The 23,121-nt window shown below is 55.2% G+C and carries 23 protein-coding genes; 10 read left to right on the forward strand and 13 right to left on the reverse strand.

Translation table 11 applies throughout. The features are described 5' to 3' along the window. Nucleotides 1–6: 6 nt before the first annotated feature. Genes plsX through yceD form a run of 3 tightly spaced genes read right to left on the reverse strand, consistent with a single transcriptional unit; the run spans nucleotide 7 to nucleotide 1,760 of the window. Nucleotides 7–1,047: a phosphate acyltransferase PlsX gene (gene plsX / locus Q3O59_RS10400; RefSeq protein WP_228590376.1), complete on the reverse strand. Its 1,041-nt coding sequence runs from the start codon at nucleotides 1,045–1,047 to the stop codon at nucleotides 7–9. 6 nt (nucleotides 1,048–1,053) lie between these two features. Then, complete coding sequence (gene rpmF, locus Q3O59_RS10405; RefSeq protein WP_091340992.1) at nucleotides 1,054–1,218, reverse strand: 50S ribosomal protein L32; 165 nt, start codon at nucleotides 1,216–1,218, stop codon at nucleotides 1,054–1,056. 17 nt (nucleotides 1,219–1,235) lie between these two features. Next, entirely contained in the window at nucleotides 1,236–1,760 is a 525-nt protein-coding gene (gene yceD / locus Q3O59_RS10410; protein WP_305945523.1) for a 23S rRNA accumulation protein YceD, read from the reverse strand. Nucleotides 1,761–1,893: 133 nt separating this feature from the next. On the opposite strand from yceD, the gene Q3O59_RS10415 reads away from it, so the two are divergent. Next, the gene (locus tag Q3O59_RS10415) at nucleotides 1,894–2,490 is read left to right on the forward strand and encodes a Maf family protein (protein ID WP_305945524.1); all 597 of its coding nucleotides are present in this window, start codon (nucleotides 1,894–1,896) and stop codon (nucleotides 2,488–2,490) included. Nucleotides 2,491–2,509: 19 nt separating this feature from the next. Here Q3O59_RS10415 and Q3O59_RS10420 read toward each other — a convergent pair whose 3' ends face one another. The 3 genes from Q3O59_RS10420 to Q3O59_RS10430 are packed head-to-tail and all read right to left on the reverse strand — an operon-like array spanning nucleotide 2,510 to nucleotide 4,412. Then, complete coding sequence (locus tag Q3O59_RS10420; protein ID WP_305945525.1) at nucleotides 2,510–3,193, reverse strand: HAD-IA family hydrolase; 684 nt, start codon at nucleotides 3,191–3,193, stop codon at nucleotides 2,510–2,512. A gap of 1 nt (nucleotide 3,194) precedes the next feature. Further along, a complete protein-coding gene (gene rluC / locus Q3O59_RS10425; protein ID WP_305945526.1) occupies nucleotides 3,195–4,148 on the reverse strand; it encodes a 23S rRNA pseudouridine(955/2504/2580) synthase RluC in 954 nt (317 codons plus the stop codon). Between the two features lie 51 nt (nucleotides 4,149–4,199). Next, nucleotides 4,200–4,412: a hypothetical protein gene (locus tag Q3O59_RS10430; protein ID WP_305945527.1), complete on the reverse strand. Its 213-nt coding sequence runs from the start codon at nucleotides 4,410–4,412 to the stop codon at nucleotides 4,200–4,202. 237 nt (nucleotides 4,413–4,649) lie between these two features. Here Q3O59_RS10430 and rne point away from each other — a divergent pair, with 237 nt between their 5' ends. Continuing rightward, nucleotides 4,650–7,952 (forward strand): ribonuclease E, encoded by a 3,303-nt coding sequence (gene rne, locus Q3O59_RS10435; protein WP_369812384.1) that lies wholly within the window; start codon nucleotides 4,650–4,652, stop codon nucleotides 7,950–7,952. Nucleotides 7,953–8,197: 245 nt separating this feature from the next. On the opposite strand, the gene Q3O59_RS10440 is transcribed toward rne, so the two are convergent. Continuing rightward, complete coding sequence (locus tag Q3O59_RS10440) at nucleotides 8,198–9,607, reverse strand: sodium-dependent transporter (RefSeq protein WP_305945529.1); 1,410 nt, start codon at nucleotides 9,605–9,607, stop codon at nucleotides 8,198–8,200. Nucleotides 9,608–9,765: 158 nt separating this feature from the next. On the opposite strand from Q3O59_RS10440, the gene Q3O59_RS10445 reads away from it, so the two are divergent. Continuing rightward, on the forward strand, nucleotides 9,766–10,065 hold the full coding sequence (locus Q3O59_RS10445) for a YciI family protein (protein WP_305945530.1): 300 nt from the start codon (nucleotides 9,766–9,768) through the stop codon (nucleotides 10,063–10,065). A gap of 9 nt (nucleotides 10,066–10,074) precedes the next feature. Continuing rightward, the gene (gene galE / locus Q3O59_RS10450) at nucleotides 10,075–11,100 is read left to right on the forward strand and encodes a UDP-glucose 4-epimerase GalE (RefSeq protein WP_305945531.1); all 1,026 of its coding nucleotides are present in this window, start codon (nucleotides 10,075–10,077) and stop codon (nucleotides 11,098–11,100) included. A 3-nt stretch (nucleotides 11,101–11,103) separates the two neighbouring features. On the opposite strand, the gene rluB is transcribed toward galE, so the two are convergent. The 6 genes from rluB to Q3O59_RS10480 form a co-directional block, all read right to left on the reverse strand. Beyond that, the gene (gene rluB / locus Q3O59_RS10455) at nucleotides 11,104–12,063 is read right to left on the reverse strand and encodes a 23S rRNA pseudouridine(2605) synthase RluB (protein WP_305945532.1); all 960 of its coding nucleotides are present in this window, start codon (nucleotides 12,061–12,063) and stop codon (nucleotides 11,104–11,106) included. Next, entirely contained in the window at nucleotides 12,060–12,650 is a 591-nt protein-coding gene (gene scpB / locus Q3O59_RS10460; RefSeq protein WP_228590002.1) for an SMC-Scp complex subunit ScpB, read from the reverse strand. Before scpB ends, rluB begins: the two co-directional genes overlap by 4 nt. Next, nucleotides 12,647–13,474 (reverse strand): segregation and condensation protein A, encoded by an 828-nt coding sequence (locus tag Q3O59_RS10465; protein WP_305945533.1) that lies wholly within the window; start codon nucleotides 13,472–13,474, stop codon nucleotides 12,647–12,649. The genes scpB and Q3O59_RS10465 overlap by 4 nt, the downstream gene beginning before the upstream one ends. Nucleotides 13,475–13,483: 9 nt before the next feature. Continuing rightward, on the reverse strand, nucleotides 13,484–14,104 hold the full coding sequence (locus tag Q3O59_RS10470; RefSeq protein ID WP_305945534.1) for an L-threonylcarbamoyladenylate synthase: 621 nt from the start codon (nucleotides 14,102–14,104) through the stop codon (nucleotides 13,484–13,486). 109 nt (nucleotides 14,105–14,213) lie between these two features. Continuing rightward, nucleotides 14,214–15,083 carry a PHP domain-containing protein gene (locus Q3O59_RS10475; RefSeq protein WP_305945535.1) on the reverse strand — a complete coding sequence of 290 codons (870 nt, stop codon included), beginning with the start codon at nucleotides 15,081–15,083 and terminating at the stop codon, nucleotides 14,214–14,216. 316 nt (nucleotides 15,084–15,399) lie between these two features. After that, a complete protein-coding gene (locus tag Q3O59_RS10480; protein ID WP_305945536.1) occupies nucleotides 15,400–16,068 on the reverse strand; it encodes a hypothetical protein in 669 nt (222 codons plus the stop codon). A 401-nt stretch (nucleotides 16,069–16,469) separates the two neighbouring features. On the opposite strand from Q3O59_RS10480, the gene Q3O59_RS10485 reads away from it, so the two are divergent. From Q3O59_RS10485 to trpA, 6 genes are read left to right on the forward strand one after another with little or no spacing between them, the layout of a single operon-like run. After that, entirely contained in the window at nucleotides 16,470–18,056 is a 1,587-nt protein-coding gene (locus Q3O59_RS10485; protein WP_305945537.1) for an anthranilate synthase component 1, read from the forward strand. Next, nucleotides 18,053–18,646 (forward strand): aminodeoxychorismate/anthranilate synthase component II, encoded by a 594-nt coding sequence (locus Q3O59_RS10490; protein WP_305945538.1) that lies wholly within the window; start codon nucleotides 18,053–18,055, stop codon nucleotides 18,644–18,646. The genes Q3O59_RS10485 and Q3O59_RS10490 overlap by 4 nt, the downstream gene beginning before the upstream one ends. Continuing rightward, on the forward strand, nucleotides 18,643–19,653 hold the full coding sequence (trpD, locus tag Q3O59_RS10495; RefSeq protein ID WP_305945539.1) for an anthranilate phosphoribosyltransferase: 1,011 nt from the start codon (nucleotides 18,643–18,645) through the stop codon (nucleotides 19,651–19,653). The genes Q3O59_RS10490 and trpD overlap by 4 nt, the downstream gene beginning before the upstream one ends. Next, nucleotides 19,646–21,067, forward strand: a complete 1,422-nt coding sequence (trpCF, locus tag Q3O59_RS10500; protein WP_305945540.1) for a bifunctional indole-3-glycerol-phosphate synthase TrpC/phosphoribosylanthranilate isomerase TrpF — start codon at nucleotides 19,646–19,648, stop codon at nucleotides 21,065–21,067. The genes trpD and trpCF overlap by 8 nt, the downstream gene beginning before the upstream one ends. Continuing rightward, a complete protein-coding gene (gene trpB / locus Q3O59_RS10505; protein WP_305945541.1) occupies nucleotides 21,054–22,259 on the forward strand; it encodes a tryptophan synthase subunit beta in 1,206 nt (401 codons plus the stop codon). The genes trpCF and trpB overlap by 14 nt, the downstream gene beginning before the upstream one ends. Continuing rightward, nucleotides 22,256–23,062, forward strand: a complete 807-nt coding sequence (gene trpA, locus Q3O59_RS10510; protein WP_305945542.1) for a tryptophan synthase subunit alpha — start codon at nucleotides 22,256–22,258, stop codon at nucleotides 23,060–23,062. Before trpB ends, trpA begins: the two co-directional genes overlap by 4 nt. Nucleotides 23,063–23,121 lie beyond the last annotated feature (59 nt).

Below are 23,121 nucleotides of genomic sequence, written 5' to 3' on the forward strand. Positions count from 1 at the left end.
GGCAACCTACGCTTTTCCAATTAATACCTGTTCCAGCCGATCTTTGATTTTGGCCGGGACCTGACGTTCAACTTCTCGAACAGCTTGCCGGATGGCACTAAAAAAAGCTTCTTTGGAAGCATTTCCATGACTTTTCACGACAATTCCGCGCAATCCTATCAGACTTGCGCCATTATACTGGTCGGGGTTCACGCCTTTGACCATGCTTTTCAGCCAGGGTTGCGCCAGTTTGCCTGCAATTCGACCAAGCAAGCTGCTGTGCAAGGTGGTGCGGATTTGATTGATGATGAGCTTGGCCACCCCTTCGCAGGTTTTCAATGCCACATTGCCGACAAAACCATCGCAAATAATGACATCGGCTTTGCCAGAAAAAATATCATTGCCTTCTATGTAGCCAATGTAATTGAGCTCTTCGCACTCGCTGAGCAGCAGCGCAGCTTGTTTGATTTGATCGGAGCCTTTAATTTCCTCTTCACCCATGTTCAGCAAGGCAACACGCGGCATCGACAAGGCTTCCACTTCTTCGGCCATCACCGAGCCCATCACCGCAAACTGAAATAAAGTATCGGCATCGCAATTAACGGTGGCGCCCAGGTCCAGCATGTAAACCGGTTGGGTCGCGGTGGAAGGCAAGGTGCTGATTAATGCCGGCCGCTCGACACCGGACAGCATCTTTAATACAAAATGCGCCATGGCAATCAAAGCACCGGTGTTGCCGGCACTGACACAGGCCGCAGCCTGTCCTTGTTCAACCAGGTCGAGCGCTACCCGCATTGAAGAGTCGCGTTTGTTGCGCAACGCAGAGCTGGGTTTCTCGCACATGCTCACTTGCTGAGAACAACCTTGAATACGTAAACGGGGGTGGTTGCCAAAGCCAGCCTGGCTTAAGCCTTGCTGCAATAGCGCAGCATCGCCGCACAGTGTGAGTAGCAGATGAGGGAATTCCTGCACCGCCTGAATGGCTGCAGGTAAAGTAACTGGGGGGCCATGATCGCCCCCCATCATATCCAGCGCAATGTGGATTTGTTTTGGCTGCACCAGGTGCATCCAGAGTTACTTGACTTTACGGCCTTTAAAGAAGCCGCTATCAGTCATGTGGTGACGACGATGCGTTTCACCAGTGGTAGCGTCGACAGACAGCGTAGGGCCTGTCAGGGCGTCGTGTGAGCGACGCATATCACGCCGTGAACGAGATTTTTTGTTTTGCTGAACAGCCATGGCTTTCTCCTAGTAAATCATTTCTTTTTCAATTCTTGCAACACTGCAAAAGGATTCGGTTTTTCTGGCTCATCTTGCACCTGGCCGAAGCTTTGAGGCTGATCCGTTGCAGCGCAAAAGCGCTCATCGTGCATTGGATACATCGGCAAGGTCAGGATAAGCTCATCCTCAACCAATTGCTGCAAATTCACTTCACCGTGTTCGTCAGTGACGACCACGTCGTAGCGCTCGGGAATATGGTCCAGCGCTTTAGTATCGCTGCGAACCGGGGTAAACGCAAACTGGCAGCTCAGTTGAACCGTCATGGGCTGCTGACACCGCTCACAGCGGACCTGCACCTCACAAGCGGCATCTCCTTGCAGCACAACCAGCTTTTGCTCGTCGATTTCGCAATCAATTCGAACGGTTACCTCACCGCTGGTATCCAGCAGTTGCTCACTCAGCCGGGCTAAGTTCTTTAGTGGCACAATGCCATCGTAGGATGACCGTTTTTGTGCCGACCGGACTGGGTCTAAGGTAACAGGAATTTTTACTTTTTGCATAAGGCGCGCATCATATAGATCCACCATCAAAGTGTCAAAGGATTCTGTGTGCTTTCAGGCTATTTTGTCGCATTTACTCAGCCTTTTCTTTATAGTGACGCTCAGAAGATTTGATTCGATGCAGAGTCCCCTGATGCAGACTACCCCTCAGGCCGAGCTATGGCTGGCCTCCAGCTCCCGATACCGCCAGCAATTGCTGCAAAAAACCGGCTTGTCTTTTCAGGTCGCGGTCCCTGCCATTGATGAAAGTCCCTTCCCCGGTGAAGCACCGGCCGAACTGGTGCAGCGCTTGGCACTGGCCAAAGCCAGCAAGATCGCGGGCACATTGAGCCAGGGGCTGGTAATTGGCTCGGATCAGGTCGCTGTGTTCAACGGCGCCATTCTTGGCAAGCCGCATAAAACCGAAGCCGCCATCGCCCAGCTTCAGGCCTTTAGCGGTCAGGAGGTCACATTTTTAACCGGGCTGGCGCTGGTTGATGCAGCCAGTGGCCAAAGCCAACTCTGTTGTGAGCCTTTTTCCGTGCACTTTCGGCAATTGACCGATGCTGAAATTGTCAATTATGTAGCGCTGGAGCAACCGCTGGACTGTGCTGGCAGCTTTAAAAGCGAAGGCTTAGGCATTGGTTTGTTTGAAAAGCTTGAAGGCAAGGATCCAAACAGCTTGATCGGTTTGCCACTGATCCGCTTGCTGGCGATGTTACGCCAGCACGGCGTCAACCCGCTGGCGTAAGCCAGAATAGCGCAGGGATTCAGACCGGAAACGCCATAGCCGGCTGCGTCAGTAAACGCTGCAACTGAGGTAAGTCATTGACCACAGCCACCGGCTGATACTGCGACAGCACCTCAGCACCATGCACGCCATGGGTCACCCCAATGCGCGGTATGCCGGCCTGCTCAGCCATTTTCATATCATGGCTGGTATCGCCAATCATCAGAGCTTGCTCAGGTTGCAAGCGGGTTTCCGCCAGGATTTGCAACAACATATCCGGATCGGGCTTGGATTTGGCATCATCGGCACAACGTGTGGTTGCAAAATAATGCGCCAGGCCGGTTTCGGCAAAAATTCGGTCCAGTCCTTTGCGTGCCTTGCCGGTGGCAACCGCCAGCTGTTTCTGTTGTTGCCGCAACTGGCCAAACAGGGCTTCGGCACCTTCAAACATCGGCGTCGGCGTCGGATCACGCTCGACATACTGCTCGCGGTAATGCTCGAATAACAATTGGTGCTGGGCCGCAGTCAGCTTTGGAAACAAAGTAGTAAACGCCAGATCCAGGCTCAAACCAATGATTTGTTTCACGGCATGGGCTGAAGGGACCGGCAAAGCCGTTAACCGGGCCGCTGTTTGCATTGCCGAGACAATACGGCCCACCGAGTCCATCACGGTGCCATCCCAGTCAAAAATAACCAGTTCAATGCGCTCAAGCTGAAATGTCATGCTAAACCCTCTGCAACTGCGTCAGCAGCCTCGCTAAGTCCTGATCAAGTGGTGCTTCAATACTCAGGGTGGTTTCTGTCACAGGGTGCAGCACCCGCAAACTAAAGGCATGCAAAAATAACCGCGATAGCCCCAGGGCTTTCATCTGGCCGGTAAAGTCGCTGTCACCGTATTTATCGTCACAGGCAATCGGGTGGCCTTTGCACGCTGTATGCACCCGAATCTGGTGGGTACGGCCGGTCACCGGGAAGGCTTCAACCAAAGTGCCTTGCTGATAGCGCTGCAAAATCCGAAAACGGGTTTCCGACTCTTTGCCGTCCACCGCATCAACCCGCACCACCCGCTCACCGGATTGCAGGGTATTTTTTCGCAGCGGCTCGGTCACTTTGCGTAGTTTGGACGGCCAATCGCCCGCCACCAGCGCCTGGTACTTTTTTTCCACGGTTTTGTCACGCAGCTGCTGATGCAGATGCCGCAACACAGAGCGCTTTTTTGCAATCATCAAGCAACCTGAGGTGTCACGGTCTAGCCGATGAACCAGCTCCAGATGGCGCGCATCCGGGCGCAGCGCACGCAGCGCTTCAATCACCCCAAAATTCAAACCGCTGCCACCATGCACCGCCATGCCCGAGGGTTTGTTGATAATCAGCAGATGCTCGTCTTCAAACAAGACTTGCTGTTCCAGTTGCTGCACCACAGCCAACTGGGTTGAAACATGGTCGTTTTGCTGACGGACTGTAATGGGTGGGATCCGCAGCAAGTCACCTGCTTGCAATTTGTACTCAGGTTTGACCCGCTTTTTGTTTATTCGAACCTCGCCTTTGCGCAACACTCGATAAATCACACTTTTCGGAACGCCTTTCAGCCGTGCAATCAAGAAATTGTCTACGCGTTGACCAGAAAATTCCGAATCGATTTCAACAAGTTGAACACCCAATTTAATGTCTTCTGTCATGAAGCCTTTGAACTCTGCTAAAATTACAATTTAGTTGCTATTGCCTGTAAATTAGTGGGATAATGCCCCGGCTAATTCAGCCAGAATAATGGCAATTAGGGCGCTCTGAGCGACATAAGAGATGCTGTGCGGCACCGCTACTGGGCGGATCATACCGAAATCGTGGTGAAAACCAATGTTTTTCCTCCCCCAGCGCAAATTTATCGCCACTTTGTCTGAGGCAATGCTGAGTAATTTATTGCCAATACCGACAAAACACTGCATCCGGTCAGCAGGGCATAAAGATTATAGATAGATGCTATAACGCAGCGCACAACGATGCGGTGTGTTTCAGATTTGATGAATTACAGCGACAACTGTCAATTGTATGCACTAGGTTTATATGGACTAGGTTTCCTCGAGCATTCCAGTCGTGAGACTGCAAGCACGATGCTTGAAAGCGTCTGAGCACCCGTTACTCGGAGTTGTTGCGTTGTGGCTTGAACACAGAGTCACATCACAATGAAAAGAATGCTAATTAATGCAACGCAGGAAGAAGAAATCCGCGTTGCGCTGGTCGATGGCCAGCGACTGTTTGACCTGGATATTGAAAGCCCGGGTCATGAACAAAAGAAAGCCAACATTTACAAAGGCAAAATCACCCGGGTTGAACCCAGCCTGGAAGCTGCCTTTGTCGATTATGGTGCTGACCGTCACGGTTTCCTGCCTTTAAAAGAGATTTCCCGCGAGTACTTCCCGTCCGGTTATAAATTTGATGGCCGCCCCAACATCAAAGAGGTGGTCAAAGAAGGCCAGGAAGTCATTATCCAGATCGACAAAGAAGAGCGTGGCCAAAAAGGCGCAGCCTTAACCACCTTCGTGAGCCTGGCCGGCTCTTACCTGGTTTTGATGCCCAACAACCCGCGTGCCGGTGGTATTTCCCGCCGTATTGAAGGCGATGAGCGTCAGGACTTAAAAGATGCTCTGAGTCAATTAACCTTGCCAGATGGCATGGGTTTAATTGTCCGTACGGCTGGTGTCGGCAAGTCGTTTGAGGAACTGGATTACGATTTAAAGTCCCTGCTCAAGCACTGGTCAGCCATCAGTGAGGCTGCCGCCAATCGGCCAGCCCCTTTCCTGATCCACCAGGAAAGCAACGTGGTATTCCGGGCTATCCGGGATTATCTGCGCCGGGATATCGGCGAAATCCTGATCGACAGCCAAAAAATCTTTGACGAAGCCCGGCTCTACATCCAACAATTCCGGCCGGATTTCGCTCACCGGGTGAAGTTGTACACCGGTGATGTGCCGCTCTTTATGCACTTCCAGATTGAAAATCAGATTGAATCCGCCTTTCACCGCGAAGTCCGGTTGCCATCTGGTGGCTCCATCGTCATCGACAGCACCGAAGCTTTAACCGCCATCGACATCAACTCGGCCCGAGCCACCAAAGGCAGCGACATCGAAGAAACGGCCTTCAATACCAACTTAGAAGCTGCCGATGAAATTGCCCGCCAGTTGCGACTGCGCGATTTAGGTGGTCTGGTGGTGATCGACTTTATCGACATGACACCGGTGCGGCATCAGCGTGAAGTGGAAAACCGGCTGAAAGATGCGGTCAAGCAAGACAGGGCCCGGGTGCAGATTGGCCGGATTTCCCGCTTTGGTTTGCTGGAAATGTCACGTCAACGCTTGCGTCCTTCGCTCGGAGAGTCGGCTGGCCACTTGTGCCCACGCTGCCACGGCCGCGGTACCATCCGCAGCACCGAGTCTTCAGCGCTGTCCATTTTGCGTTTGATTGAAGAAGAATCCATCAAGGACAACACCAGCCAGATTCAGGCCCAGGTCCCTATTTCGGTGGCCACCTACCTGATGAATGAGAAGCGCGATGCCGTGCGCCGCATTGAGAAACGTCATGGCATTGATGTCTTTATCATTCCAAACGAACATCTGGAAACCCCCCACTTTGAAGTGATCCGGGTACGGATTGACGAAGAGCTGGATGAAAGCAGTTATCAGATGGTGAAGACGCCGGATCTGAGCAAAGACTTGTACCAGCCGTTGACGCAGGAAACTGTCAGCCGCGAAAAACCAGCCCTTGCCGCCATCAGCATTCCAGATTCAGCAGCACCACAAGCCCCTGCTGCCAGCCCTGTAGCGACTCAAGCTCCGGCTGTTGTCGAAGCTCCAGGTTTGTTGCAACAGCTTGGCAACTGGCTGAAGTCACTGTTTGCTGGCAGCGACAGCGAGCAAACAGCAGCCAATACAACGAAACCCGCGAAAGCACCACAGCGTGATGAGCAACAACGCCGCAGCGGCCAAAACAACAACCGCCGTCGCAACAATCGTCGCCGTGGTGGTCAGGATGGCAAAGCGCGCCGTGATGATGCCGAGCAAAGCAAAGCAAGCGGCCAGCAAAAGCCTGCTTCACGCCCGGACAAAGCGGCTGAGCAAAACAAAAAGCAAGATGCCAAACCAGGCCAGAAGCAGCCAGCCAAGCAGGAGCCCAAAGCGGCTACTGAGAAAGCCGACGACAAGCCGTCTCAACCACGTAAAGTGGCAGAGCGCCGTCAGCGCCGTAATCTGCAAAAGTCCGTGCGACTGGAAAAAGCAGCCCCTGCTGAGGCAGCAGCTGCTTCTGCAGTGGCCGACACTGCTGCGGCCGAGAGCGCTGTTGCCGACAATGCGGCCGCTGTGACTGCCAACGACAAGGCGCAAAACCGCAAGGTTGAAGCTCCGGTTGCAGAGCAAACCGCGACCGACACGACCAAGGCAGCAGCAACGCCGAAGGACGATAACGCCGCTGCCACTGTGACGGAGCAAGCCGATGCCACAGCGAAGGCTGCTCCCGAGCCGAAAGCTGCAGCGACTGTGTCTGAGTCCGCGGCTGACGCCAGTGCTCAAGTTGCAGCCAATGCTGCGGCCGCACCGAAAGATGCCACCCTTGTTGAAAAAAGCGCTGAGCAGAGCATCGATGACAGCGAACAAGGTTCGGATGACAAGTCGCAAAGTGCGGATAACAAAGAGCAAAGCGCAGAAGACAAGGAGCAGAGCGATCAGCGTAAGCGTGCTCGCCGTTCACCGCGCCATCTGCGTGCTGCGGGTCAAAAGCGTAAAAAAGAGCAAAGCCCTGACGGTGAGGAAGCACAAGAGCAAAGCTCCGAGCAACTGGACTTGTTGCCAGCACAGGATCAGGCCGAGGACAGCGCCCCAGCCACCGACAGCCAGCTGCAAGAAGCCGTTGCTGCTGCAGCTGAGGTGACTGAAGCGGAGACCGAGCAAACTGAAGCAGAGAAAAAGCCTCGCAAGCGTGCACCAGCCCGCAAAGCCAAGGCTAAAACCAAAGCCGGTCAGGATGACAGCGCCCAAGGCGACAGTGCTAAAGCAGAGAGTACTAAGGCTGAAAGCCCCAAGGACGATGCTGCCGCCACTGCACCGAAGAGCCCAGCCAAGTCAGAGCAAACCGAGTCGGCTGCAGCTGCGGTAACCACTGCCAAGCCAGTCAAGACGGAAGCAATGGAGACGAAAGAGCCGGTAGCAGATGCTAAGAGCACTAAGCAAGAACCGCAAGCTGCTCAGCCGTCTGCAACCCCTGCTGCCACCGAGCAAGCAGCTCCAGCAGCTGGCCGCGCCAATCGCTACCAGCAAATGGTGGTGTCCAGCATGGCCAAACCGGTGAAAGTGACGGACGAGCCTGCGACTGAGCTGCCCTCGGCCATGCCTGCAGAGAACCGCCCGGCAGTGCAGAGCTCCGAGCGTCAGGCGGGCAGCCGCTTTGCCCGCCAGGTAGCATCGGCGCCGATGAGCAAGACCTCCACGGACTAATGCAAACCAAGGCTCAGCCCTGCTGAGCCTCACCTGCGGGTCCCTCGGCAACTCCAGCCAACCAGAACAACGTACACAGAAGCAATTTTGTGTACGTTTTTTTGTGCCTCCCTCCGATTGTGCTTCCCTCCGAGGAAATCGAGCGCTCTGCCAGACGGCAAGAGCCTTTCAACGCCCCACAAAAAATAAACCCCAGCAACAAAGGCTGGGGTTTATAAAGTCTAGCGGGTTGTTTGCTAACGAAACTAAAAGAACTGCACGCCGAAGAAGCGCCCCAGCACATTCAGCAGGAAAATCACTGCCAGGATAGCTGGAATAAAGGTTCCCAGTGAGAAATCGATGTACTTCTGCATCAGGCTGCCTTCAAACCCCGGGTTGCCTTCGCGCATCTCAGCGTGCAGATTCACTTTCTGCCAACGGTAAATGACAAACAGACACAACAGCAGACCATTGAGTGGCAGGATGCTGTAATAGAACACATCCATAATCACATCAAAGAACGACTTATCCGCCCCACCATAGCTCAGGAAGCTGGTTAGCCAGTCGACCCGGCCAAACGACAAGGCGGATAGCACCGACAGCGCCACCATCACAACCCCCAAAGTCACCAAAGAACGGCGGCGGGAAATACCCTTGGTATCCATCAGGCTGGCGACCGGCACTTCAATGATGGAAATCAATGAGGTCATGGCGGCAAAAAACACCAGCAAAAAGAAGAACGAAGCCACAAAGGAAGCACCAAAAAAGCCAATGTCCTGCTGCAAAGCCAGGAAGATTTTTGGCAACACCATAAAGATCATGCCAATGCTGGAATCAGTAAGCTGAGATGGGTCAATCGATGGATCCGACCAGAACACCGCTGGCAAAATCAGCAAACCGGCGCAACAGGCAACCAGTAAGGATAAGCCCGCCACCATTTTACCTGCGCCAACAATGTCGTTGTTTTTCTGGATGTAGGAACCGTAGGTAATCAAAATGCCCATCGCCAGCGACAGTGAGAAAAACGCTTGCGCCAGCGAGTCGGTCAGCACCTGCACATTGATCTTGCTAAAATCAGGGATTAAAAAGAACTGCACACCGAGCATGGCGTGATCAAGCGTCAGTACATAGCCGACCAACAACAACAGCATCACGAACAGCGCAGGCATTAAATACGTAGCAGCCCGCTCAATGCCTTGCTTGACCCCACTTTGCAAAATTAAGAAGGTCAGGCCAATCACCACCGCCATGTAGATGTAGAGCTCATTGCTGTTAATAAAGACCCCAAAGGCGCCGTCCTGCGCCAGGGTGTCGAGTTGCCCCATCACCGCTTTGGCCAGATAGCCAAAAATCCACACCGTGATCACCAGGTAAAAGACCCCAATCATAAAGGGCGTGATCACCGCCAGCCAGCCCACCCCATTCCAAAGCGGAGTCTGACCAATTTTACTGTAGGCACCATGCGGGTTTTGCCGGGTGTGTCGCCCGAGGCTCATTTCAGCCAGCATGACCGGCAAACAGATAAAAAACACAAAAAAAGCATACATGATTAAAAAAGCGGCACCGCCATTTTGGCTGGCCATCACCGGAAAGGCGACCAGATTGCCAATACCAACGGCAGAACCTGCTGCCGCCAGAATAAAGCCAATCTTAGAACTAAACAGCTCGCGTTTCATTTTGGTTGGGACTCCCTGACAATTATTGTTAGAATTGTTTTTCGTTTTTTCAGCATGCTAACAGGGCGGACGCTGAAATCCTAGCTTTTCGGTCGCTGGATGCATGCAGCCACCGCATTCGCTGGATCCGATACGGTGCCCCTGCACAAGGATTACCCATGTTTTATATGATTTACTCCGAAGATGTTGCCGATAGCTTAAGCAAACGGCTAGAGACCCGACCCGCTCACCTGGCCAGGTTGGAAGCGCTGAAAATGCAGGGACGCTTGCTGCTGGCCGGGCCCTTACCTGCCATCGACAGTCTGGAACCGGGTACTGCCGGCTTTAGCGGCTCTTTGGTGGTGGCTGAGTTTGATTCTCTGGCCGATGCCCAAGCCTGGGCCGATGCCGATCCCTATCTGGCTGCCGGGGTTTACCGGCAATCGACTGTAAAGCCTTTTAAGAAAGTTTTACCTTAAGGAAGCATCATGTCCGCAATCTTACTGACCGGCGGTGCCGGCTACATTGGCAGTCACACTGCCCTGGCTCTGCTGCGTGCTGGCTTTGACGTCATCAGCATTGATAACTTCAGCAACAGCAGCGATGAAGCCCTGCAACGGGTGCAGCAACTGGCGGGGCGCTCTTTACTCAGCCTGCAAATGGATATTCGTGACGAACAAGCCCTGCAAGGGCTTTTTGCCGAGCATGCCATTGCTGCCGTGGTGCATTTCGCCGGTTTAAAAGCCGTCGGTGAATCCACCGAGCAACCGCTGGCATACTACGACAACAATGTGGCCGGAACCATCACCTTGTGCCGGGTGATGCAGCAAGCCGGCGTGAAGCGACTGGTGTTTAGCTCATCGGCCACGGTGTACGGCGACGCCAAAACCGTGCCCATCCCGGAGACAGCCCCACGCTCGGCCACCAACCCCTACGGCCAGAGCAAACTGATGATAGAACATATCCTGGAAGATCTGGCCGCCTCAGACCCGGCCTGGTCCATTGCTTTGCTGCGTTACTTTAACCCGGTCGGCGCCGATAAAAGCGGCCGCATCGGGGAGGATCCCAATGGCATTCCCAACAATCTGATGCCTTTTATCAGCCAGGTTGCTGTCGGGAAACGCGCTGAACTCAGCGTCTTTGGCAATGACTACCCAACCCCAGATGGCACCGGCGTACGTGATTACATCCATGTGGTGGACCTGGCCGAGGGGCACCTGAAAGCGCTGGAATACGTGCAGCAGCACAGCGGTATCGATGCGTTCAATCTGGGCACAGGTACAGGCTACAGTGTGCTGGAGATGGTGCAGGCCTTTGCCAGGAAAAATGCCGTGCCAGTCCCCTACCGCATCGTTGACCGGCGGCCCGGCGATATCGCCAGCTGTTATGCCGACCCACACAAAGCCAGCACCCTGCTTGGCTGGCAGGCCCGTTTAACACTGGACGATATGGTGCAGGACAGTTGGCGCTGGCAGCAACAAAACCCTGATGGCTACCAGCGCGGTGACAGCTAAAAACTAGCGTCCCTGCCGACTGGGGCGCTTATTGTTGGCGGGCCTGGCAGCCGGACGCTTTTTCGCTGACTCCGAAGCAGGCTTGGGCTTGGGCTTGGCTTTGACAGCCGTGCTTTTGGCCGGTGTTTTTTCGGCAATCTGGTGTTTACGCACCGCCCGGCGAATACCGGCAATGCGGCGACGTCGTTCGCTTCGGTCTTCGGCTTTTAGCAGGCTTTGGGTTTCAGCGGGCAGCTTCACCAACTCGCGCAGGTAATTGACCTCGTCCAGCGTGCATTCGGCATAGCCGCCGGCTGGGATGTGCTTTGGCAGGTGAAGGTCGCCATAGCGCACCCGGATCAAGCGGTTGACCACGGTGCCCTGCGATTCCCACATCCGACGCACTTCACGGTTGCGCCCTTCGGTCAGCATCACATGAAACCAGCGGTTTAACCCCTCGCCTGGCAGTACTTTGATTTTCTTAAAGTGCGCTTTGCCATCTTCCAGCATCACCCCGGTCCGCAGTTTCTGAATGGTGGCATCGGTGACTTCGCCAAAAACCCGCACTGCGTATTCACGCTCCACTTCAAACTTAGGGTGCATCAGGCGATTGGCCAGTTCACCATCGGTGGTAAACAACAGCAAGCCCGAGGTATTGATATCCAGCCGGCCAATGGCAATCCAGCGGCTGCCCTGCAATTTGGGCAAGCGATCAAACACCGTGGCGCGCCCTTCCGGATCATGACGCGAACAAATCTCACCTTCCGGTTTGTGGTAAGCCAGCACCCGGCAGACTTGGGCATCTTCACTGATGGTTTTCACCACATGGCCGTCTACCCGGATCACTTGCTGGGTTTCAACCCTGTCGCCAAGGTAAGCCACCTTGCCATCAACAGAGACTCGGCCGCTGCTGATCAGAGTTTCCATTTCACGACGCGAGCCAACCCCGGCCCGCGCCAATACTTTCTGTAACTTTTCACTCATGCATTGCTCTCCTGTCGTCCCGACGGTAATTCCCCGGCATCGGTGATGCCAAGTTGCTGAAAGGCCATCAGCTCTGGTAGCTGTTCCAACCTCTGTAAACCAAAATAATCCAAAAACTGTGCTGTGGTGGCATACAAGCCAGGTCGCCCCGGTACTTCTTTGTGCCCCACCACTTTGACCCAACCTCTGTCCTGCAGGGTCCGCATGATCTGCGAACTGACACTGACCCCACGGATATCTTCAATCTCTCCCCGGGTGATCGGCTGACGGTAGGCGATCAGCGCCAGGGTCTCCAACACAGCCCGCGAATAGCGTGGCGAACGCTCCGGCCAAAGCTTGGCCAAAAACTCGCTGAGCTCAGGCCGGCTTTGAAAATGATAGCCAGAAGCCGTTAACTGCAATTGTACACCACGGCCGGCATAATCTTGCTCAATTTGCGCCAAAATCCGCTGCACTTTCTTTTTACTCAGGGCAAAGTCTTCCAGCACGGAGTTTTGCAGCTGCTCCAACGACAAGGGCTGCTCGGCGGTAAAAAGCGCCGCTTCCACCAGTTGCAGCAACTGCAGCTCAGAAATCACCCGTTTCATGCTTCAGCTCCGGTTGCCACTTTTAAATGAATGGGGCCAAACAAGGCCACTTGCGTTAGGGTAATCAATTTTTCTTTGCTCAACTCCAAAATCGCCAGAAAACTGACCACCACGCCATCCCGCCCTTCGGCCAGCTCAAAGCAAGCTTCAAACGGCAGGTAATCGTGCTGTTGCAGCAAGGTCAGGATCCGGCTCATCCGCTCGCGGGTCGACATCTGTTCCCGCTGAATATGATGGTGCTGAAAGTCTTTCGCCCGCTTCATAATGTCTTTTAATGCCAACAGCAAATCCTCAACCGCCACGTCAGGCAGGATCACCAGGGGCTGAAAATTGTCTGCCAGGCGGGCCTGGCCGGCAAAGTAGTCACGCTCCTGCCGCGGTAGGGTATCAAGATCGGTCGCGGCTTGTTTAAAGACCTCGTACTCTTGCAAGCGGCGAATCAGTTCGGCCCGGGGATCTTGCTCGTCGTCCTCGCTGTGCTGATGCTTTGGCAGCAGCAAGCGGGACTTGATCTCCGCCAGCATGGCTGCCATCACCAGGTATTCAGCAGCCAGCTCAAAGTTCAGCTCCTGCATCAGATCAATGTATTCCATGTACTGCTGGGTGATTTCCAGTACCGGCAGCTGCACAATGTCGAATTTGTGTTTGCGGATCAGATAAAGCAGAAAGTCCAGCGGGCCCTCGAAGGTATCGAGCAGCACCTCCAGCGCATCCGGCGGGATGTAGAGGTCTTCCGGCCGCTCCAGCACCGCCTCGCCACGAATAAAAGCCAGTGGCAACGGCTGCTGAACCGTTAATGGCGTCAGATCGCTCGGCTCATCCATCAGCAGACATCAACGAAAAGGCTGCACGTCGCCCAGGCCTTCCCGCACGATGACCGGCTCACCATCGGACAAGTCAACTACGGTAGTCGGCGCCTCGGCAATGATGCCGCCGTGCAGGATCAGGTCCACTTGCTTTTCCAGCTGAGACCGCATTTCCTCCGGATCCGACTCGGCAAACTCCTGGCCAGGCAGCAACAAACTGGTCGACATTAACGGCTCGCCAAGCTCTTCAAGCAACGCCAGGGCAATGCGGTTCTGCGGAATACGCAGGCCAATGGTTTTCTTTTTGTCATTGAGAAAACGCCGCGGTACTTCCTTGGTGCCTTTTAGAATAAACGTATAGGCCCCGGGAGTGTTGTTTTTAATCAAGCGAAAGGCGGTGTTGTCGACTTTGGCAAACAAAGACAATTCGGATAAGTCACGGCACATCAGGGTAAAGTGGTGATCGCCATCAATCTGCCGAATACGCAGGATGCGATCATGGGCCGCTTTATCGCCCAAATGACAGGCCAGGGCATAGCCACTGTCGGTTGGATACACCACCACGCCACCGCGCTGAATGATTTGCACGGCTTGCTTAAGCAAGCGTTGCTGTGGATTATCGGGGTGAAGATGGAAAAACTGACTCATGGGATTCTTCTTATGGTTATATACCTAAGTAACTTCAAGATGCGAGTTTCAGCATCTTGAAGTTACTTAGGTATAGCTGCTTATTAGGCTGTGCTCGCTAAGCCTCGGCTCATTCCGACGAAAGCGGCAAAGCCTGTTGGCCGGCAAGAGACCAGTTGGCCCAGACCGGCGTCATGGCATCGGTTAAATATAGATTTTTTCCCAGCTCATTCCAAGGCGTTGGCTGATGAAAATCTGAGCCGACCGAGGCCAACAAGCCATACTGCTGGCATAGAGCCCAAAGCTCTGCCCGCTGCTGCGGTGTCTGCTGAGGGGACACCACTTCCATCGCATCGCCACCGGCGCTGGCGAAATCCACCACCAAACGACGCAGCCACTTGCCCGAAAGCTGGTATTTCAGTGGGTGCGCCAGCACGGCCTGGCCACCTGCCTGCTGGATCCAGACCACGGCTTCCGCCAGCTCGACCCAGTTGGGCGCGACATAACAGGACTTGCCTCGCCCCAGATACTTATCAAAAGCTTTGCCCATGGTATCCACCACGCCTTGCTGCACCAGATAACGAGCAACATGAGCCCTGGTTAGGGCAGCGCCATCGGCCATGGCTTCGAGTTCTGGAAAAACATCGGGCAACTTACAGCGCCGGCTTAACCGCTCGGCAATGGCCTGAACCCGCTCGGTGCGTTTATGCAGTTGCTGCTGCAAACGTTGCTGCAACACCGGGCAATCGGCATCGATGTTCAACCCCACCAGGTGGATTTCAAAACTGTGCCAACGGCTGGAGATTTCTACACCTGGGATCAGCTGCAGGCCTTTGCCATGAGCTGCCAGATAGTCCCGCGCTTCCGGGATCGCCGCCACCGTATCGTGATCGGTAATGGCCAGCACATCCACCCCGCGCAACTCGGCGCGCTGCAGCAGCTCGACCGGCGTTAATAAGCCGTCGGAATGGCGGGTATGGCTGTGCAAATCGATTTTCATGCGAACTCCTGCTTGAGTTCACATTATACCTAAGTAACCTCAAGATGCGAGTTTCAGAGTCGCTGGGCGCTTTCAATGCAAGGCACCCTGGCGACGCAATGTCGACCACCTTGCTCGCCAGGGTAACACCGCAGTGGAAGCGCCCAGCGGCTCCCGTAGGGCGGGGCTAAAAGCACTGTATCCCGCGTTCGCTGTTCTTGCTTTGGAACCACCAAAGCTTCCAACAGCCGCCTTGCCTAAAGTGCTTTTATCTCCCGCTGAATTCTGTATCTTGAGGTTACTTAGGTATACCGCACACTTTGGCGGCAATAACGATTCAAAACATCAGGCTAAGCCGAAGTCCGGCCCCCCATTGGGTGCTGCGAGCAAACTCACCTTTACGCTCCCGATCAAAGCTGGATTCCCTTGGGTCATACGGCCTGCGACTTTCAAAAGAGTACATGGCACCATAGGCATCCAGCCGCAGCAAAGAGCCAGAGCTCTGCCAACTCAGACCGGCCTGGGCATGCAAATCAAGACGCATGTCCTCCACACCATCCAACCACTGCAATGGATTCAAGCCAATCATAGCGTAAGGGCCTATGGGCTGATTCATGGTAAAGCGCACCGTCATAAAGTACCGGGTTTTATCCGGCAGCTCGGCGCCAGCTCGTGGGAGTCGCTGCCCAAGCACACCGATTTCGGTAAAGTAGTCAGCAAAACGGACTTGTGCCGCCAGATAGCCACCCGGGTGCAAGGTATCATTCAACAGATCGGCACTCACCCCCACTACCCCATGAAGACGTTGCTTCTTCTTGATGGGACTTGCCCGATAACGTGAATACGGGGTAATCACATCCCTGGCCTGAAAACCCGGCGTAGAGTCGCTAGATGCAAGTAGGCTCAGTGCCGGCACAGTTGGGCTGGCGTCGGACGAAGCAGCTGCAAGTGACAGCGGCAGCAACAGACAACTGCTCCAAACAAGTGAACGAAACAACACAGACATACCAACAGTTTCCATACAATTGTAAAAAATTGAACCTTAGTTGCTGCTCGCTGAATGGAATCTGAACATTGGTGCAAATTCATAATGGCCATCCAGACATTTATCAGTTTATAATGCCAGCTTGAACTGTTGCGATTTTTTTCATCCGGCCTCTTGACCTGAATGGAAAATCGCGGTTTTATAGCACAAACGATAATTAAGAACGTGATTAAAGCTAATGCAACTTCTCAATGCCTGTTCATTCACTGCAATCAACTGGTGGTGGCACACTCCCAACGGGCGTGTGTTGTAGGCGTTGTTTTAGCTTTAATAACCTCAGCCCGTTTCGATGAAACGGGCTTTTTTTTGCTTCAAATTCAGAGCCTTTCAGAGGCAGAGCGCTTTAAGATGCAGAGAGTATTATGATTTTCAGTCACATAACAGAACAAGCCGGTGAAGTTGCCAGCATTGCCATGGCAATGGACTACCAGCCTGATCCGCTGGTGTGTTACCAGCAACTGGCAGCGGCCAACCCCTGCTCCCTGCTGCTGGAGTCGGCTGAAATTGACAGCAAGGACAATCTGAAAAGCCTGCTGTTGATTGATGCGGCGCTGCGCATTGAATGCCGTGGCCAGCAGGTGGAACTCGAAGCCTTGAGCGCCAATGGCGCAACCTTGCTGCCCTATCTGGCGGATAAACTGCAGCAGCAAGCCCAAATCGAGCTCAGCAGCGAGCGGTTGAAGGTGCAGTATCCGGCTGCCGATCCGCTGCTGGATGAGGTCAGCCGTTTGCAGCTGGCCAATCCTTTTAGTGTGCTGCGATGCATTCAATCGCAGCTGAACAATCAAAGCGATGAGCCTTTTGCCATTTTCCTGGGCGGTGCCATTGGCTATGACATGATTGCCACCGTCGAAACCCTGCCAGAGGTGCCGGATGGCGACAATTGCTGCCCGGATTACCTGTTTTATCTGGCCGAGACCCTGCTGATTACCGATCATCAGGCACAGAGCAGTCGGCTGATTGGCAATGTATTCTGCGGTGAAGGCGCAGCAGCCAATTGCTTTGCCATCGGCAAGCGGCTGGAACAGCTGAAACAAAAAAGCCTGCAAAAGCACAGTTTTCGCCCCACAAAGCAGCCCGCCAGTGACAGCAGCGTGGCCGTGGATATCAGCGATGAAGATTTTAAAGCCCAGGTGCAGCGATTAAAACAACACATTGTCTGTGGCGACATCTTCCAGGTGGTGCCATCGCGTTGTTTTCGTCTGCCCTGCCCCGAACCGCTGGCCGCCTATGCCCGCTTAAAGCAACTAAACCCCAGCCCTTATATGTTTTTTATGCAGGACAGAGGCTTCAGTCTCTTTGGTGCTTCCCCTGAGTCGGCGCTGAAATTCGACGCCAGCAACCGCCAGGTGGAAATCTACCCGATCGCCGGCACCAGACGCCGTGGTTTTCATGCCGATGGCAGCATCGATGCCGATCTGGACAGCCGGATTGAACTGGAGCTGCGCCAGGACGAAAAAGAAAAAGCCGAACATCTGATGCTGGTGGACTTGGCCCGCAACGATGTTGCCCGCATCTCGGTGCCGGGCAGTCGTTTCGTCAAGGAGCTGCTGAAGGTGGATCGCTATTCCTACGTGATGCATCTGGTCTCTCGGGTGATCGGCACCTTAAAACCGGAGCTGGATGCACTGCACGCCTATCAGGCCTGCATGAACATGGGTACCCTGGTCGGCGCGCCGAAAGTCAAAGCCGCCGAGCTGATTCGCCTGGTGGAGCAAAAACGCCGCGGCAGCTATGGCGGCGCGGTCGGTTACCTGCAAGGCGATGGCAGTTTTGACAGCTGCATCGTGATCCGCTCGGCCTTTGTCAAAGACGGTGTGGCCTCGATTCAGGCCGGTGCGGGTGTGGTATTCGACTCCGATCCCCAGGCCGAAGCCGATGAAACCCGCAGCAAAGCCCAAGCGGTGATCCGCGCCATTCAAACCGCCAGCACTCAGGAGGCGCCATGACCACCTTGTACATGCTCGATAACATAGACTCCTTTACCTACAATCTGGTCGACGAATTTGAACAGCTGGGGTATCAATTGAAACTTTACCGCAACACCGTGCCCGCGGCCTTTATTCTGCAACAAATGCAGCAAGAGCAAGGCCCAACCGCTCTGGTGCTGTCGCCCGGCCCAGGCGCGCCAGCCCAGGCTGGTTCAATGCCAGAGCTGATACGGCTGGCCGAAGGGCTGTTCCCGATGCTGGGCATTTGCCTTGGCCATCAAGCCCTGGTGGAGCACTTTGGTGGCCGCGTCGGTCAGGCCGGTGAAACCGTGCATGGCAAAACCTCGGCCATCGCTTTGACGGAGCACCCGGTCTTTGCTGACTTGCCACGCAGCTTCTCGGTGGCCCGTTACCACTCGCTGATCGCCACTGAAGTGCCTGCGTGTCTGAGTGTCATTGCGGCACTGGGCACGATGCCGATGGCCATTGCCCACCAAGCGTTGCCGGTACTTGGCTTTCAGTTTCACCCGGAGTCAATTCTGACCACGCTGGGCAAGCCGCTGTTAAAACAAAGTCTGGATTATTTGCTGTCAAGGAGCCCTGTATGATCACTGAACTGGTGCAAAAACGTTTAAACGGCGGTCGCTTTGACCAGCAAGAAGCCCGGCAGTTTTTTCGTGCTGTGGTAGACGGCCAGGTTGACCCCATCGAATTAACGGCGGTGCTGGTGGCCGGCAAGTTACAGGGCATTGATGCCGCAGAAGTTTCCGGCGCGGCTCAGGCGCTGCGCCAGGCCGCCACGCCTTTTCCGATCGTTGCCAGCGACAGCATTGATTGCTGCGGCACCGGTGGTGATGGCAGCAACACCATCAATATCTCCACCACTGCCGCCATTGTTGCTGCCGCAGCCGGGCTGTCGGTCGCCAAACACGGCAATCGCAGTGTCTCCAGCAAGTCCGGCTCTGCCGATTTGCTGGAAAGTCTGGGCGTCAACATTCAACTGTCGCCGCAACAGGCGGCAACCAGTTTGCAGCAAGCCGGCTGCGCCTTTTTATTCGCCCCGCTTTACCATGCCGGCATCCGGCATGCAATGCCAGTACGACAGCAACTTAAAACCCGAACCCTATTCAATGTGCTGGGCCCTTTGCTCAACCCGGCCTCCCCCGGATATCAGCTGCTGGGCGTCTACGATGCTGCCCTGGGTCCGGTCATGGCCGAGGCTCTGGCGCAACTGGGTGTGCGCCGGGCCTGGGTGGTGCATGGCAGCGGCTGCGATGAGATTGCGCTGCACGGCCCGACAGAGGTCACCGAGCTGGACGATGGCAACATCCGCCAATTTCAATTAACCCCGGCGGATTTTGGCCTGAAAGAGCGCGCTTTAAGCGAACTGGCCGGCGGCAGCCCGGCAGAAAACGCCGCCGCCAGTCTGGCTATTTTGCAGGGCAAAGGCCTGCCGGCGCATCAGGATGCTATTGCCGCCAATGTCGCTGCCATGATGGTTATTTGTGGCCAACATAGCGATCTAAAAGACAACGTGGCCCATATTAAACAGCTGCTGCAAGGCGACCAGGGCTATCAACGCCTGCAACGAATGAAGGAGTTGTCCAATGGCTGATATTCTCAGCAAAATCATCGATGCCAAGCGTCTGGAAGTCGCCCGGCAAAAAGCGGAGCGACCACTGGATAGCTTCCTGGCCGAGGTCAAACCCAGCGAGCGTGATTTTCTAAAAGCACTGCAGCAGCCTGGTCCGCGCTTTATTCTGGAGTGCAAAAAAGCCTCGCCATCCAAAGGACTGATTCGGCCAAACTTCGATTTAAGTGAATTGTCCGCAGTCTATGGCCGCTACGCCGACTGCATTTCAGTGCTGACCGACAGCGAATTTTTCCAGGGCAGTTACCACAACCTGAGCCAGATGCGGGCTCTGGTGGACCAGCCGCTGCTGCACAAAGACTTCATCATCGACCCCTACCAAATGTACCTGGGCCGGCGGCATGGCGCCGATGCGGTGCTGCTGATGTTGTCGGTATTAAACGATGACGAGTACCAGGCACTGCACCAGGTGGCCGATGCGCTGGCCATGACGGTGCTGACCGAGGTCAGCACTGTCGAGGAAACCCAGCGAGCCGTCGCACTCGGTGCCCGGCTGATTGGCATTAACAACCGCAACCTGCGCGATTTATCGACCGACCTGACCACCAGCGTGACCCTGCGCGGCTTTATTCCGCCCGAAACCACCGTGGTCTCTGAATCCGGCATTTACACCAATCAGCAGGTGCGGCAGCTTAGCGAAGTGGCCGACGCCTTTTTGGTCGGCAGCTCTTTAATGGCGCAAGCCGATTTGGCACTGGCCTGCAAGCGCCTGACCCGTGGCGAGCACAAAGTCTGTGGCCTGACCCGGCCCGAAGATGTGTTGGCGGTGGCAGAGGCCGGTGCCTGCTACGCCGGTCTGATTTTCTACCCCAAGTCGCCTCGCGCAGTCAGCCTGGAGCAGGCTCAGCACCTGGTCGCAGCCGCAAAGGCGCAAGCTGCTACGTCCTTGCCCAGCGCGGGCGTCTTGCAGTTTGTCGGCGTCTTTGTTAATGCCGCGCCCAGCGAGGTAGCCAGCATCGCTAAGGCACTCGAGCTTGCGGCTGTGCAGCTGCATGGTCAGGAAGACGATGCCTATATCGACCAACTGAAACCCTTGCTACCGGCAGGCACCGAGATTTGGCGCGCCTACCGGATTGGTGACAGCCTGCCCAACTTTACCAGCAAAGCCGATCGTCTGCTGCTGGATACCTACCAGGCTGGCACTGCCGGCGGGACCGGCCAGGCTTTTAACTGGCAGTTGCTGGACACATTGGACACCTGCGTGCCAGTGATGCTGGCTGGCGGTCTGAACCCAGACAATGTGGTCGCCGCACTGAAGCTGCCGGTAGCCGGGCTGGATATCAACTCCGGCATTGAGCAGGCGCCTGGCATCAAAGATCAGCACAAATTAACCATTACTTTTAACCGGATCCGAGAGTTTTCTTATGACAAAGCGTAGTATATCTGCCTATTTCGGCGACTATGGCGGCATGTTCGTGCCAGAACTGCTGGTACCGGCCTTAAAGCAACTGGAACAGGCTTTTATTGAAGCCCAGGACGATCCGGCCTTTCATGCCGAATTTCAGCATTTGCTGACCAGCTATGCCGGCCGGCCTACCCCACTGACCCTGTGCCGCAATATTTCTCCCAACCCCAAGGTCAAAATTTACTTAAAACGGGAAGACTTGCTGCATGGCGGCGCCCATAAAACCAATCAGGTACTGGGCCAGGCCTTGCTGGCCAAGCGGATGGGCAAGAACGACATCATTGCCGAAACCGGCGCCGGCCAGCACGGCGTGGCCACGGCCCTGGCCTGTGCCTTGCTGGGCCTGAAGTGCCGTATTTACATGGGTGCCAAAGACATTGAGCGCCAGCAACCCAATGTGTTTCGGATGAAGCTGATGGGGGCAACCGTGATCCCGGTCACCTCAGGCTCTGGCACATTAAAAGATGCGGTTAATGAAGCCATGCGCGACTGGTCTGCCACCTACGAAAAGAGCCACTATCTGCTGGGAACCGCCGCCGGCCCACACCCCTTCCCGACGCTGGTGCGTGAGTTTCAGCGCATGATAGGCGAAGAAGCCAAGGCCCAGCTGCTGCAAGAAGAAGGCCGCTTGCCGGATGCCGTGATTGCCTGTGTCGGCGGAGGCTCCAACGCCATCGGCATGTTCGCCGACTTTATCGACGAGACCGGCGTGCAGCTGATTGGCGTCGAACCCGGCGGCCTGGGGCTCAGCAGCCATCAGCACGGTGCGGCGCTGAGCACCGGCAGTTATGGCATCCTGCACGGTGCCTACACCGCCATTATGCAAACCCCGGATGGTCAGATTGAAGAGTCCTATTCGGTTTCAGCCGGTTTGGATTACCCGGCGGTTGGCCCCCAGCATACCCATTTGCAGCAAAGTGGCCGCGCCAGTTATGTCGCCATCAACGACGATGAAGCCCTGGCAGCCTTTCAACTGCTGGCCAAGCACGAAGGCATTATTCCCGCGCTGGAAAGCTCGCACGCGCTGGCCTATGCACTGAAGTTGGCGGCCGAGGCCGAGCAAGAACAAATCCTGCTGGTCAACTTATCGGGCCGGGGCGACAAAGATCTGGCCCATGTCCACAGCATTTTAAACCCACAATCGTCGCAGGAGACCGAGGCATGAGTCGTTACCAGCAGATGTTTCAGCGCCTTGAGCAGCAACAGCAAGGGGCTTTTGTTCCTTTTGTTACCCTGGGGGACCCGTCCATAGCCTTGTCCCGACAGATTATTGAAGCCCTGATTGCCGGTGGTGCCGATGCGCTCGAGCTTGGCATACCCTTTTCCGATCCGGTGGCCGATGGCCCGACCATTCAGGGCGCCAATATCCGGGCGCTGCAAGCCGGTGTCACTCCAGGTCAGGCACTGCAGCTTATCAGTGAGATCCGGGCCAGTTACCCGGATTTACCCATCGGCTTGCTGCTGTACAGCAATCTGGTGATGGCCAAAGGCATTGATGGGTTTTACCAGCAAGCCGCTGCCGCCGGCGTCGACTCGGTGCTGATTGCCGATGTGCCGCTGCACGAGAGCAAGCGCTTCAGGCAGGCAGCGATGCAGCATGGCGTGGCACCGATTTTCATTGTGCCGCCCAACTGCGACGACGACACCTTGCGTCAGGTCGCATCCTATGGCCGTGGTTACACCTACTTGCTAAGCCGGGCCGGTGTTACCGGCACCGAAACCCAGGCGGCCAGTCCGGCGCATCATTTGATCGATAAGCTGGCCGAGTACCATGCTGCGCCAACCTTGCTAGGGTTTGGCATCTCAGAACCAGAGCATGTCAAAGCTGCGCTGGACAGCGGCGCTGCCGGTGCCATTTCTGGCTCCGCCATTGTCAAACGCATTGAAACCTTTCACCATCAACCCGAGCAACTGCTGCAGGAATTAACCCGCTTTGTGCAGCAGATGAAAGCGGCCACACAGCGCTAACTCCGCTCAGCATAGCGTCTACTCTTCCCCGGTGGCTTCGCCCGCTACCGGGGCCTGCT

This window comes from Alkalimonas delamerensis (assembly GCF_030717955.1).
GTDB classification, from domain to species: domain Bacteria; phylum Pseudomonadota; class Gammaproteobacteria; order Enterobacterales; family Alteromonadaceae; genus Alkalimonas; species Alkalimonas delamerensis.

What these genes read in the sequence shown, in the direction of transcription:
- rluC (WP_305945526.1), bottom strand. Translation starts at nt 4,148, where the DNA reads ATGACAGAAGACATTAAATTGGGTGTTCAACTTGTTGAAATCGATTCG.
- rpmF (WP_091340992.1), bottom strand. Translation starts at nt 1,218, where the DNA reads ATGGCTGTTCAGCAAAACAAAAAATCTCGTTCACGGCGTGATATGCGT.
- rluB (WP_305945532.1), bottom strand. Translation starts at nt 12,063, where the DNA reads ATGAGTGAAAAGTTACAGAAAGTATTGGCGCGGGCCGGGGTTGGCTCG.
- Q3O59_RS10475 (WP_305945535.1), bottom strand. Translation starts at nt 15,083, where the DNA reads ATGAAAATCGATTTGCACAGCCATACCCGCCATTCCGACGGCTTATTA.
- Q3O59_RS10465 (WP_305945533.1), bottom strand. Translation starts at nt 13,474, where the DNA reads ATGGATGAGCCGAGCGATCTGACGCCATTAACGGTTCAGCAGCCGTTG.
- Q3O59_RS10440 (WP_305945529.1), bottom strand. Translation starts at nt 9,607, where the DNA reads ATGAAACGCGAGCTGTTTAGTTCTAAGATTGGCTTTATTCTGGCGGCA.
- Q3O59_RS10470 (WP_305945534.1), bottom strand. Translation starts at nt 14,104, where the DNA reads ATGAGTCAGTTTTTCCATCTTCACCCCGATAATCCACAGCAACGCTTG.
- Q3O59_RS10420 (WP_305945525.1), bottom strand. Translation starts at nt 3,193, where the DNA reads ATGACATTTCAGCTTGAGCGCATTGAACTGGTTATTTTTGACTGGGAT.
- trpB (WP_305945541.1), top strand. Translation starts at nt 21,054, where the DNA reads ATGACAAAGCGTAGTATATCTGCCTATTTCGGCGACTATGGCGGCATG.
- Q3O59_RS10480 (WP_305945536.1), bottom strand. Translation starts at nt 16,068, where the DNA reads ATGTCTGTGTTGTTTCGTTCACTTGTTTGGAGCAGTTGTCTGTTGCTG.
- trpA (WP_305945542.1), top strand. Translation starts at nt 22,256, where the DNA reads ATGAGTCGTTACCAGCAGATGTTTCAGCGCCTTGAGCAGCAACAGCAA.
- trpD (WP_305945539.1), top strand. Translation starts at nt 18,643, where the DNA reads ATGATCACTGAACTGGTGCAAAAACGTTTAAACGGCGGTCGCTTTGAC.
- plsX (WP_228590376.1), bottom strand. Translation starts at nt 1,047, where the DNA reads ATGCACCTGGTGCAGCCAAAACAAATCCACATTGCGCTGGATATGATG.
- trpCF (WP_305945540.1), top strand. Translation starts at nt 19,646, where the DNA reads ATGGCTGATATTCTCAGCAAAATCATCGATGCCAAGCGTCTGGAAGTC.
- Q3O59_RS10485 (WP_305945537.1), top strand. Translation starts at nt 16,470, where the DNA reads ATGATTTTCAGTCACATAACAGAACAAGCCGGTGAAGTTGCCAGCATT.
- scpB (WP_228590002.1), bottom strand. Translation starts at nt 12,650, where the DNA reads ATGAAACGGGTGATTTCTGAGCTGCAGTTGCTGCAACTGGTGGAAGCG.
- Q3O59_RS10415 (WP_305945524.1), top strand. Translation starts at nt 1,894, where the DNA reads ATGCAGACTACCCCTCAGGCCGAGCTATGGCTGGCCTCCAGCTCCCGA.
- rne (WP_369812384.1), top strand. Translation starts at nt 4,650, where the DNA reads ATGAAAAGAATGCTAATTAATGCAACGCAGGAAGAAGAAATCCGCGTT.
- Q3O59_RS10430 (WP_305945527.1), bottom strand. Translation starts at nt 4,412, where the DNA reads ATGCAGTGTTTTGTCGGTATTGGCAATAAATTACTCAGCATTGCCTCA.
- galE (WP_305945531.1), top strand. Translation starts at nt 10,075, where the DNA reads ATGTCCGCAATCTTACTGACCGGCGGTGCCGGCTACATTGGCAGTCAC.
- yceD (WP_305945523.1), bottom strand. Translation starts at nt 1,760, where the DNA reads ATGCAAAAAGTAAAAATTCCTGTTACCTTAGACCCAGTCCGGTCGGCA.
- Q3O59_RS10490 (WP_305945538.1), top strand. Translation starts at nt 18,053, where the DNA reads ATGACCACCTTGTACATGCTCGATAACATAGACTCCTTTACCTACAAT.
- Q3O59_RS10445 (WP_305945530.1), top strand. Translation starts at nt 9,766, where the DNA reads ATGTTTTATATGATTTACTCCGAAGATGTTGCCGATAGCTTAAGCAAA.